10 protein-coding genes and 1 pseudogene are annotated in these 12,060 nt (G+C 47.6%); 4 read left to right on the forward strand and 7 right to left on the reverse strand.

Annotated elements, in window-relative coordinates; genetic code table 11:
* Positions 1–77: 77 nt before the first annotated feature.
* The 6 genes from AAC007_RS16440 to AAC007_RS16465 all read right to left on the reverse strand — a co-directional run bounded on the left by AAC007_RS16440 (position 78) and on the right by AAC007_RS16465 (position 5,885).
* A complete protein-coding gene (locus tag AAC007_RS16440; protein ID WP_339678198.1) occupies positions 78–1,202 on the reverse strand; it encodes a GGDEF domain-containing protein in 1,125 nt (374 codons plus the stop codon).
* Between the two features lie 119 nt (positions 1,203–1,321).
* Positions 1,322–2,164, reverse strand: a complete 843-nt coding sequence (gene yghU / locus AAC007_RS16445) for a glutathione-dependent disulfide-bond oxidoreductase (protein WP_339678200.1) — start codon at positions 2,162–2,164, stop codon at positions 1,322–1,324.
* A gap of 98 nt (positions 2,165–2,262) precedes the next feature.
* Positions 2,263–3,168, reverse strand: a complete 906-nt coding sequence (locus AAC007_RS16450; protein ID WP_339678201.1) for a DMT family transporter — start codon at positions 3,166–3,168, stop codon at positions 2,263–2,265.
* A 377-nt stretch (positions 3,169–3,545) separates the two neighbouring features.
* Positions 3,546–4,004, reverse strand: coding sequence for a hypothetical protein (locus AAC007_RS16455; RefSeq protein WP_339678202.1), 459 nt, complete (start codon positions 4,002–4,004; stop codon positions 3,546–3,548).
* A 139-nt stretch (positions 4,005–4,143) separates the two neighbouring features.
* Entirely contained in the window at positions 4,144–4,737 is a 594-nt protein-coding gene (locus AAC007_RS16460; protein WP_339678203.1) for a tRNA-uridine aminocarboxypropyltransferase, read from the reverse strand.
* 254 nt (positions 4,738–4,991) lie between these two features.
* Positions 4,992–5,885, reverse strand: a complete 894-nt coding sequence (locus tag AAC007_RS16465; RefSeq protein WP_339678204.1) for an alpha/beta hydrolase — start codon at positions 5,883–5,885, stop codon at positions 4,992–4,994.
* 135 nt (positions 5,886–6,020) lie between these two features.
* On the opposite strand from AAC007_RS16465, the gene AAC007_RS16470 reads away from it, so the two are divergent.
* Complete coding sequence (locus AAC007_RS16470) at positions 6,021–6,566, forward strand: helix-turn-helix domain-containing protein (protein ID WP_339678205.1); 546 nt, start codon at positions 6,021–6,023, stop codon at positions 6,564–6,566.
* Positions 6,567–6,933: 367 nt separating this feature from the next.
* Here AAC007_RS16470 and AAC007_RS16475 read toward each other — a convergent pair.
* Positions 6,934–7,068: pseudogene (locus AAC007_RS16475) on the reverse strand (integrase core domain-containing protein); the annotation flags it as partial.
* Between the two features lie 103 nt (positions 7,069–7,171).
* Here AAC007_RS16475 and AAC007_RS16480 point away from each other — a divergent pair.
* The 3 genes from AAC007_RS16480 (at position 7,172) to AAC007_RS16490 (ending at position 11,816) form a co-directional block, all read left to right on the forward strand.
* Positions 7,172–9,445, forward strand: coding sequence for a nitric-oxide reductase large subunit (locus AAC007_RS16480; RefSeq protein ID WP_339678207.1), 2,274 nt, complete (start codon positions 7,172–7,174; stop codon positions 9,443–9,445).
* A 178-nt stretch (positions 9,446–9,623) separates the two neighbouring features.
* Positions 9,624–10,817 carry an NnrS family protein gene (locus AAC007_RS16485; protein ID WP_339678209.1) on the forward strand — a complete coding sequence of 398 codons (1,194 nt, stop codon included), beginning with the start codon at positions 9,624–9,626 and terminating at the stop codon, positions 10,815–10,817.
* Between the two features lie 165 nt (positions 10,818–10,982).
* Positions 10,983–11,816, forward strand: coding sequence for an HPP family protein (locus AAC007_RS16490; protein WP_339678210.1), 834 nt, complete (start codon positions 10,983–10,985; stop codon positions 11,814–11,816).
* Positions 11,817–12,060 lie beyond the last annotated feature (244 nt).

The raw sequence follows: 12,060 nt of genomic DNA on the forward strand, positions 1-12,060 counted from the left end.
TTGGCTAATAACTCGCTTAGCAAGCTCTGATCAATAAAGGTAATTCAAAAACTAAGGCAGCGTAAAACTCAGGACACTTATTTCCGCGCTGCCTTCTTTAACCGCTTCACTTCGTACATATGCTGATCAGCGTATTTAAGCAAAGCCTCATAATCTGTGGCGTGATACGGGTAGATAGACCAGCCGATACTCGCCTTCAGCGTGTATTTCCCTTCCTTGAGTGAAAGCGGTTCCTGCAGGATCTCCTCTATCCGTCGCTCTCCCCGCTTCGCATCCTCTTCATTTCCCATGTCGCGACTAATAATGCAGAACTCATCACCGCCAATACGGGCCACCGTATCAATTTCCCGGACTCGATGCCGCAAACGACGACTAAACACTTCTAATATCTCGTCGCCAAAATGATGACCGTATTGATCATTAGCCTTTTTAAAATCATTTAAATCAATAAAAAATAAGCAAAATGTACTCTCGCTCTTTTCACAGCGGGAAATTTCTAATTTTAACAATTCTAAAAAACGACGCCGATTGATCACCCCAGTATGCGCGTCGTGATTGGCCAAGTAATGATATTCACGCCGCTCTTTCAACAATTTTTCGCGCAAGTTTTTTGAGGTCTTATTGTAATAAAGCGCAACAAAGGCGATGAACAAATGGGTTGTAAAAATGCTAACAAAAAAGGAAAGTCGGTCATCAACGTCGGGCATCGCATTTTGTACAGGAACACCTAAATACGGTGATGCGAACAGCAGTGTCCACGATATTACCGCCAGGATTCCCCATATTATTCCCGCCTTGAAATCGATACTGAGCGCAGCGACAGCAGGGAAAATAATCAGACAAATAGCCGCCGGAGATTCAATCCCGCCGGTCATGATCGAGAGATAGATTAAAGCCAAACCTAGAGAGGCAATAAGCGTATTCACTGCGAAAACGCGCTGATTCAGTGTTCGTAAAATATAGATCGACAACAGTGCGCCAACACCAACGAACACGAAGAAGACCCGCATGATATGCAGGCTACGCTCCCCTAGGGGAAGGAAATACGTGGCAACAAGAATGATAAGCGAGATATAAAACAAGACACTGAGGATTAAACTGGCAACAAAACGATGACGATACAACCTTGCATTGCCGCCACCCGTTTTAGAGTGAAATGAGTCTACCAATGAAAGTATGTTAAAACTCTTAAACTTAAACATCCTAAGCTAAATATTCCTTTTTAGCGCACTTCATCTGTAAATTATGGCGGCAAGCCAGTGACGAAGCAACTCGCAAGCGTCATTTCTATATACACATCGCCCTCCTATTCTGAGCAGCACTATTTGAAATCAGCCGCACTGTGCCGTTCAACTACCTGGGTTTTCTCATCACCCCAGGGGCGATTCACGCGAAGCCCACGCCGCACCGCTGGTCGCTCAGCAATCAATTCCGCCCACCGTACAACGTGACGGTACGAGGCAACATCAAGAAATTCAGCGGCATCGTATAGACGACCTTGCGCCAGCGCACCGTACCAAGGGAAAGTCGCCATATCTGCAATAGTATAGTTGTCACCACATAAATAGGTGTTTTGCGACAGGTGCTTATCCAATACATCTAGCTGTCGTTTTACCTCCATCGTGTAGCGATCAATGGGGTATTGATACTTTTCCGGCGCGTAGGCGTAAAAATGTCCAAATCCACCGCCGAGAAAGGGCGCACTGCCCTGCTGCCACATTAGCCACGACTGGCAAGCAGCTCGCTCAGCAGGATCTTTGGGGTAATAGGCATCAAATTTTTCAGCCAGATAGAGCAGAATGGCCGCCGACTCGAAGACTCTTATCGGCGGGCTTACACCTCGATCAAGTAAGGCGGGAATCTTAGAATTGGGATTTATTTCCACAAAGCCGCTGCCAAACTGATCCCCCTCGCCGATATTGATCGTGTAAGCGTCGTACTCTGCCGCATTAATACCGAGCTCTAACAACTCCTCTAACATCACCGTCACTTTCACCCCATTCGGGGTGGCCAGTGAATGCAGTTGCAGATCGTGCTCCCCTAACGGCAATGCTTTCTCGTGGGTAGCGCCAGATATTGGCCGGTTGATATTGCTGAATTTGCCGCCGCTTTGATTGTCCCATTTCCACACCGCCGGTGGCGTGTAGGTATTAAAGTCTGCCATTGGAAGATTCTCCCGCTATATATCAAAAATCAGTCTAGTTACTTAAATCGATCGCCGTGTTCGTTCACTCTATCAATAGATTACCGCACGTGCGAAACCTAGGGCGACGCCACTGACGCCTCCTGCACCACTTTGACTCGACGCCAAAAGCCCTGATGAATTGCCAGCGCGAGAAAAATCAAACCCGCCCCCAGTAAAATCGCCACAGACACGGTCTCGTTTGCCAACACCACACCTAATATTATTGCTAAGATTGGCGTAATCAATGGAATTAACGACACTGTCTCAACAGCCATGTGTTTCAGTATTGAATAGTAGGCGACAAAACCCACCAATGAGCCAAACAGTGACAAATACAATAACGACCCTAGGGACTGCGAGCTAATATAAATAGGCTCAACACCAAACAAAAACACCCAGCTCAGCGCCATTCCTGGCAAGGCAAATGCCATTGCGCCAAGTGCTTGTTCAATGGGTTCAACCGCCATTTCTGCGTTTAGCTTTTTCACCCACAATGCACTTGCCGAAAACAGCACATTCGACAGCAACATAAGCCCAATGCCGATATAGCTATCGCCGGTCACGCTTACATCGTCAAATACAATGCACAACAGGCCCAAACCGGCCAGAACAATCGCGAATACCTTGCGCGGCTGTAATAGATTTTCACCCAAAATAGGCCCCGCAAGTACGGCAGTAAAAAATGGCGTCAAACCGAATAGCAAGGCAATAAGGCCAGAGGGTAGATACTCGGCAGCGAAATACACCAATGCCATATTGGGAAAAAGACTGATTGAGGCCGCGAAATACAATTTCCAATGCCGGCGAATCGCTAGCCCCGCAAAGCCGCCAATGGTGCAAATAATGCTGCCCACGCCAAAGGCCAATGCAATTCGCATCGTTAGACCCGCTATTGGCTGCAGGGAATCACCGCCTAGCTTTATAGCCAGCGGCGTTGTGGCCCAAATAAATATGACCAATACATAGGTCAATCTTACAAGCATGATCGTCTACCTGAATACTTGCCGAGACATTTATCTGCGCTTTAACGAAAAAGGCCGCAGAGAGTGTCTGCGGCCTTTGAGAAATTTTGCGTTTTTAAATCAATGCATCATTTTTCTGCCGCACGCCACACCACCCAGCGCAATACGAGATTGCGTTTGGCTGCGGCAAACATGACAGGGCAAAGTGAATACATAATTTTTAGCTTTTCGTTTTAAATAGGTGGAAACCCCTCGACTATAGGAGAAGAGCACATATCTACGCAAGCATTTCTTAATTTAAAAATTAGACGTAAAAGGGCAAGAGCAGACTCACCAATATGATGAGCGACCTGAGTCGGACTACTCAAACCGCTTTAAGCACAGTCTATCAAGTGTGTTTATATATCTTCTAAGCGATTCGCTGAATGCGTCATCAACATCAGCTGATGCTCTTCCACATCAAGTAACTGTTCCAGCATGTCGGCAGCGGGCGTCGCCCCACAGCGGCTAAGTAAATGACTATAAAGCGCTATCAACTGCTCGTGGATATCCCGAACCCGATCCATAAGTTGCTTCGCCGAGAGTGTCGCCCACTCTTCCTCCTTACTTGATGTATCAGGCAAAGGCTGTTTATTCAAAAACTCAGTACACCACGTCCCCAGGGCATTATCACTTTCAACATGGTCAAAAGTAGACACCGTTTTAGCAAGCTGGCGCTCATGATCGGCTATATAACCGCTAAGCATTTTTGTGCGTTCATCGTCAGACGCCGCAACACTAGACTCGATAAAAGCAGCGAAATTACGATGGAACTCACCTGACCACGCAACCACATTGCCAATTGTTTCAATATGCATTTTCGCCTTCCTCCTGTTCGCCATTAACTCGCAGCTCAACGAGCATCCATGTTAGTTGTGACAGGAAAATAAGCTCAGATACTCACGACAATTAATTGGATGAGCGATGATTCACTAATAGTCAGTGAGAATGGGATTTTCAGGAGGGATAGTTTTTTTGATAGGTCTCGACCCCCATCGCCTCGATCTGTAGATCAATCATCTTATAAAACGCCGGCAAAATAGCGGAGTAATCTGATTCTGGCACCAAGCCATTAAGCGCTGCGACTGCCGCCTCAATAGTCGACAAGCCGTCTTGTCGTGGCGATTTTCTGATTTTATATTGCGATGTCTTCGTCGCTTGAATCGCTACACAAGGCAATTCAGCCAGCCAAGAATTTAAATACATTAGCCGCGCGACCTTTCGCCACGTACCATCCAATAGAATAATATTTTTAAAATTTTTACGCTCTAGCTGATCGGCAGTGACGGCATTCTCTGCGGGAAATACCAGTACAGTCTCCGCTCGCCAATCAGGCCCGAGTATCGCCAGTGGATCGAAATACTCGCCAACCAGTCGCACCGCGCCTACGATAGACTTCTCTAGAATTGGCGCAGAAGAAAGAGCATGCCTAGCTTCCTTTTCATCTTGCAAAATGACGACACGATAAGGACAAGCCATGCTGACAAGTACATCGCAGAGGCAGGTTTTTAGAGGTCGTTCACAATCTGCACACGCAGCGCGCTTTGTCATACGATTACCAACAAAATAGTAAGTAAAACATAGCAGAGCACTTTCGTAACCGCTTTGTTTTTAACTAGTGCCGCCTAAGTCGCCTATCGGTACGCGGCGAATGGTCAAAATTCAGCATCGGCCGAACCTTGCTAGATTGCTAAATAGCATCAACGCTGCAATTAACTTGTTCCAGAATACGGACATGGCACACGACTATTGGTTATAGAAATACTTGTGCACCGCAACAACCTTTTTCATGTAGCTATCGGGTTTCAACGTGCAATAACTCTGTTCACAAAATCCAGCTGTAGCTTGATATTCCCCGCAAACCAAGGCTCGAGATAAGGATCAAAGTGGTTGGCATCGATGGTGCGAATTTCAATAGTCTCTGAAGACATTCGCTTTACTTTATCTTCATCAAATGGCGCGACGGTATCCCGTGTCGCGCCAATGACCAGAGTCGGAATTTGGATCGACTGAAGGTATTTGAATGGGCGATAAAATGCCATCGTTGCCAAGGATCGGGCCGCGACACGGTTATCATGAAGTTGCGTCAGGTTCGCCCTTGTCCACTCTTCTACCCGCCAGGCTCCGTCGCGATCCATCGATGAATAGCCACCGGCCTCAGAGATAATTGGGACATAACGGGTGCCGAAGGGGTTGAGCAGATCAAGCAGGATGTCGAAGCCAAATCGTAACTTACGCGCCAAGGGTACGGACTTGACGGCGAGCAAGCCATCGAGCATGGGCACCTGTGCAATGGCACCTCGCAATTCCGGGTGTTCTGCGGCGATCTTTACGACATGCCCGCCGCCAAATGAACTGCCCCACAGAATGATATTCGTCTCATCAACCTCAGGCAGTGACTTGGTATATGCCAGCGCGCTCTCGACGACTTTTTCGCGCCGCCACGGGCTGATGACATTGCGAGGAAGGCCCTCGCTGTCTCCCCAGCCGGGGTAGTCAAACGTGACGACACCAAACCCAGCGTCGTTAAACGCGGCGATGTAGTTTGTGATTAGCGTTAGTTGGGTAGCGCCCCATCCGTGAGCGATCAGGATCGTCGGATAGGCTGATGCGTTTACATTCTGGGGCTTATGCAACGTTGCCGCGCACCGTGTTTGCTGGTGGGTAAATGAGCCTTTCTGGCGGTTCGACTGAGTCATGTGTAAGCCCCTTTGTGTCAGCAAGCCCTACGCCTGCCCATCTCTTGAATGACATTCAAGAATATATCATGTATCTTGAATGCCAATCAACAACTAGACGCACCGGCCCATCAGTCGGCCTCGCAGGAGCTTACCTTGGCACGCAATAAACGCCACTTGGAACCGAAGCTTAAAAAGGAAGAGATCGAGCTTGTCGCCATGGAGCTACTCAAGACAAAGGGCTACGACAATACTTCTATGGCTGAAATCGCCAGAAGCGCCGGTGTGGCCGCCAATACTATTTATTGGTACTTCGAAAACAAAGACGACGTCCTGATTGCTGTGCTAAACCGGGTGGTATCCCAGGCCATAGCTGAGATGGCCACGCTGAGCGAGCAAACCTTCAGAACACGGGTGCTGACGCTGATTAACCAAATTGAGAGCTCAGGCTCATTGATGACTGACGTCCACTCCCGAGTAAACCATTCCACTAAAGTGCAGGCCTGGCACGAACAGTTTCATACGATGGTAGAGCAACTATCGGTGTCAGAGCTGGTTAACGCCGAGGTGCGCCTTGACGAGGCGCACCTCGATGCCAAATTACTGATTTACGTGATAGAGGGGCTGCTTGCTCATCCGCACAAGTTGCAGGAAAGGGAGCAGATTATTGATCAAACGCTTAAGCGCATTTTGACTAAATAAGGCGGGCGCTCTTACCTAATGCCATTCTGGCAAAGACTAGAATCTCGCTAAGCAATTACGCAGAGTAATACTTTACGTCTATATGCTAACTCGGACTTAAGGCTTGGGTTTCGATGTAGAGGTGCTGCATGTCCGCGTTTGTGACGCTGGAGGTTTTGACATTACTAGTCTAAAGCCGTATTTCCTGATCTGGTAAAAAGCGGACGCTTAAAAATCCCAAATCGGGCCGCAATAGGTAGGTTTTTATGCAGGCTCAACGCCAACCTCACCTCTAATCAGGCGGCCAAATTCACTGTGCCACTACAGGTAGAGCTGAAGGGGAATTTGTGGCCAAGTGACTTGGTTTCCGCGACGCTCAAAGTAGAAGTTAAGCGTCCATCAGTGGTGGTTTCTCATTGTTGGCTTTGTGGGGTCGTTCGTGTTTGTAAAACCAAAGCCACTCGGTTGCATATTCCTGAACTTGGTCCAAGGTTTCAAACAATTGTTTACTCACCCCGCTATAAAAACCGCGCGTAGACGAGTTGCGTGCTACATTGAAATAAGCTGTAAATACTTATTATCAGCGCGATTGCGCGAATTGTAGCGACTCAACTGGAATTCAGATCATGGAAACTTATAAAAAGACTTTCAGTATCAAGCGCCTGTGGATAATTCTGACCGTCGGCATGGTTGTCATGTTCGGCATATTACTGGCGCTAGGTGCAGAAATATACCAAAAGGCACCTCCTATTCCTGAAGCCGTCAAATCGACATCCGGCGAAGTTCTCTATACACGTGACGACATCCAAACAGGACAAAATGTCTGGCAATCCATAGGAGGTATGGAGCAAGGCTCAATCTGGGGGCATGGAAGCTATCTCGCCCCTGACTGGAGTGCGGACTGGCTGCATAGAGAAGCAGAAGCGCTACTTGCTCTTCGCACGCAAACGCCCCTCGCAGGCCTTACCCAAGCACAGGATATGGCGCTGCATAAGGCAGCATTACAGGACGAGATGCGCACAAATGGCTACAATCCCTCTACAGGCATAATCACAGTTAGCGACATGCGTGCTAAGGCCATCAAGCAGGTCCAAAATCATTACATCCGGTTGTATGAAGGTAGCGATCAAGAGTCGCTGGCGCTGCGCCGCGATTATGCGTTCCCGGCTCATGGTTTACTCAATCATACTGAAGCGAAACAGCTCGCGGCCTTTTATTTCTGGACCGCCTGGGGCGCGACTACCAACCGACCCGGCATGGAAATCACTTACACCAGCAACTGGCCACATGAACCACTGGTTGGCAATAAGCCGACCACTGGCATTTTGATGTGGAGTATTGCATCTGTCATATTACTTCTAGCAGGAGCCGGTGCACTCGTCGCCTATTATGCAAAGCAATTTGATGCCTGGCAGCAGGAAATAGCCCCCGAAGAAGGCATAGCCAAAGCTGACATACTCGACAGTGCAGTCATAACTCCATCAATGCGAGCAACAGCAAAATATTTCTGGATCGTCTGTGCATTATTTCTGGCACAGGTCTTACTTGGTATTGTTACCGCGCACTATGCCGTGGAAGGACAAGGACTTTATGGTCTGCCATTTGCAGAGTATTTCCCCTACACAGTGACTCGGACATGGCACACGCAACTTGCGGTTCTTTGGATCGCAACAGCGTGGCTAGCAACTGGCTTATATGTCGCCCCAATGATGAGCGGCAAAGATCCTAAATATCAGCGGTTCGGCGTAAATTTCCTCTTTTTTAGCTTACTTATTATTGTCGTTGGTTCTTTTGTTGGGCAATGGGCAGCTGTTCACCGTTTCTTTAACAATCTGACGATGAATTTCTGGTTCGGGCATCAAGGCTATGAATATGTCGATCTTGGCCGGTTCTGGCAGATTTATCTTACCGTTGGATTGTTTCTCTGGGTTGGGCTCGTAGTCAGAGCACTGTGGCCAGTCTTACAGCAAAAAGGTGGGAAATCACTGATCTACCTCGTGCTTGTATCCGCTATTGCGATTGGCCTGCTTTATGCTGCGGGCCTGATGTGGGGGCAGCATACCCATATTTCGATCATGGAGTATTGGCGCTGGTGGGTTGTTCACCTCTGGGTAGAGGGTATTTTTGAGGTATTCGCCACAGCAATAATTTCCCTGCTATTTGTGCGCATGGGGATATTGCGGATAACAACCGCTACAGTAATGGTGCTATTTGCCACTATTATTTTCCTCTTTGGCGGCGTACTGGGAACATTCCACCACCTCTATTTCAGTGGCACGCCAATATCGGTTATCGCCGTCGGCGCGATGTTATCCGCACTTGAAGTAGTTCCGTTGCTGGTGGTCGGTTTTGAGGCCTATACGCGGTATAAGGTTGAGCACGAAGCCGAATGGGAGCGTAACTACCACTGGCCATTCATGTTCTTTGCCGCTGTTCTGTTTTGGAATCTTGTTGGCGCAGGGCTATTCGGCTTTTTGATTAATCCACCGATTGCGCTTTATTACATGCAGGGACTGAACACAACCGCCAGCCATGGCCATGCCGCCCTATTCGGCGTATACGGAATGCTCGGATTGGGGTTAACCCTGTACTGCCTACGAGGGCTAACAAACACCAAACTTTGGAACGAGAGTCTACTTAAAATCTCATTCTGGTCCCTCAACATTGGGCTCGCGATGATGACATTTCTATCGCTTTTACCACAGGGGATACTCCAAACGTATACCAGCATCGAAAAGGGCTATTCCTTCGCACGCTCGGCAGAATACATTCAGAGCCCTGTTATGCAAGCACTGGTCTGGGCAAGAGTGCCGGGAGATGTTGTGTTCAGCATCGGCGTATTTGCATTTGTTTGGTTCGTGTTCAGAGCATTTGTGCCAAGAACTAAGGAGCATGAATAACTTGCCAACCTCGGAATCATTTGGCTTTAAGTGAGCGTTAATAGTTATTGGCAGAGCTACGAAACCAAATAGTTTGAGTGCTGATGTCGTATGTGTTTTTAGCGCACATGATTATTTTCATTACGAAGTTTTCAATATTAGTTAATCAAGCTAGTCGTCGTTTAATGGATTTTTCAGAATGAAAGTAATTGCTGATTTCGTAAATATGCCAATTTGGCGCCAAGCGTTCCGCCCATTTTTTTTAGCAGGAAGTCTATTTTCCATTGTTGCATTAGCAGTGTGGACAGCTACATTTAGTGGAACCATGGAGTTTTCCCCCCATGGAAATAGTCTGCTTTGGCACGCTCATGAAATGCTATTTGGCTTTATTTGCGCAATTATTGTTGGCTTTTTACTAACTGCAGTACAAAGTTGGACGGGGCTACGCGCAATCAATGGCGCACCATTGTTGGCATTGTTCTCGCTGTGGTTGATGTCACGAATTCTAATGATCGTAAATATCGCCGAGATGGAGTGGCTTATAGCGCTCGTCGATATTAGTTTTCTTCCTTGTGCAGGTGTGTTCTTTGCAAAATTAGTTATTAAAGCTGGAAGTAAGCGGAATTTTCAATTCATCCCTGTAGTCGCTATGCTCACGGGCGCAAATATTTTAACTCATCTGTCGGTACTCTTAGACAAGCCTGAGTTATTCACTTGGGGAATGCGCGCCGCAATTATGCAAGTAGTGCTAATCATGACGGTGGTCGGCGGCCGAGTTGTGCCCTTATTTACTGCTAGCGGCGCCAGAGTAGCGGCTGTCAAGCCATTGCCCTGGCTAGAGAAAACGGTACTTGGCTCTACTTGGTTGCTCGCCATAGTGTATATCGTCAACGGCGTTTCTTTTTTACCGAGAAGTATTCTAGCCGGTGTATTTGCTGTCGCGGCATTAAGCAACGCTTACCGAGTATTGCGCTGGCGAGTCTGGACAGCGCTGTCTATACCATTGGTGTGGTCGCTTCATTTAGCTTACTGGTTTATACCCGTCGGTTTTGGCCTGTTTGCGTTATCTTACGCCGGCTTTGTCATTAGCGAATCTACTGCTCTACACAGCTTAACAGCCGGCGCCATGGGCTCATTAATTCTTGCCATGATAGCGCGAGTATCGCTCGGTCACTCTGGTAGACCGCTAACTGCCCACTGGAGCCTGAAGTTTGCATTTATATTCATTGTGAGCGCTGGGATTACTCGGGTATTAACAGGTCTTTATCCAAGTTTATTAGCCTATAACGGCTACAGTATATCGGCAGGCTTGTGGATTTTGGCTTATACCATCTATACCGCCGTGTATCTCCGAATTCTTACGACTACGAGGGTCGATGGCAAGCCTGGCTAGTCATTTCCTGCAAGAGCAGGGCTGCTCTATAAAGCCACTCAGTCATGTGTTAAATATTATTTAAAATAGTATAAACGAGACAGAATGATCCGGACTGCTATTCGTTTCCTTGGATTTCAAAGTGGCGTAGTTGCCTCTGAAAAATTGGTAGCGACACTGGGTGGTATGCTAGCAATATTTTGTTGCTTTTATATAACAACCTATTTTACCGGCGCAGCTGGCTCTGCTGCCATTTTACCCTCTATGGGGGCTTCCACCGTGTTGCTCTTTGCCGTTCCGCACGGCCAGCTTTCCACGCCATGGGCTTTTCTAGCGGGAAACTTGCTTTCAGCCGTTGTAGGTGTGACCTGTTCAAAATATATTGAGCTTATCGTCCTTGCAGCACCAACCGCTGTTGCGCTATCTATCTTGGTAATGCATCTCACGCGAAGCCTCCACCCTCCTGGTGGTGCAACCGCTCTAGCGGCGGTAATTGGAGGACCTGCGATACATGAATTGGACTATTGGTATGTGCTTACCCCAACACTTATTAATTGTTGCATTCTGTTTTCTGTGGCTATGCTTTTTAATAATCTCTTCCGCTGGCGACGTTACCCGCAAAGCATAATGCACTACCAAAGTGTAGGTTATCACCCTGATACTCGCCGCATCCGAATGCAGCATATCCATGAAGCCATAAGGCGTTCTGAATTGGTCATTGATGCTAGCGATGAACAGATAAAGCACATTGTTGACCTAGCCGATGCTATTTTTCACGAAGAACTGAGTGCCGGTTTTATACTCGAGCCGGGAGCATTCTATACGAATGGCAAGCCGGGCAGAAAGTGGTCTGTACGCCAAGTAGTGGACGAGCGTGAACATACAGACTCTTTTCGCCACCTAGTGGTATATCGAGTTGTAAACGGCGAAGGAAAAGGCCTTACAGATAGCTGCACCTTGCCAGAGTTTGCAGAGTGGGCACATCAGAAAATGCAACCCAAACGAAAAAAGATTGGTTAATTGAGTAACTGAAAGATGAAGATTTAGTCGGATGTGTACAGACTCGAGATCCTTATGACAATTCAGTGGACTTCCCCGAGTAAAATCTAGACAACTCAGCGCTATTCAGTGACTGGCCGCTAATGTGACAAAACGGTCAAACACGCAAACTTTCTCAGACACTTTCCCAGCTTAGAAAAAATCTTACTCTACGCGGTTTCAAGTAATAAGTGCAATCCTTTCACGCAGCGAGTAAATCTTCTCG

This window comes from uncultured Zhongshania sp. (genome assembly GCF_963975605.1).
GTDB lineage: Bacteria > Pseudomonadota > Gammaproteobacteria > Pseudomonadales > Spongiibacteraceae > Spongiibacter > Spongiibacter aquimaris.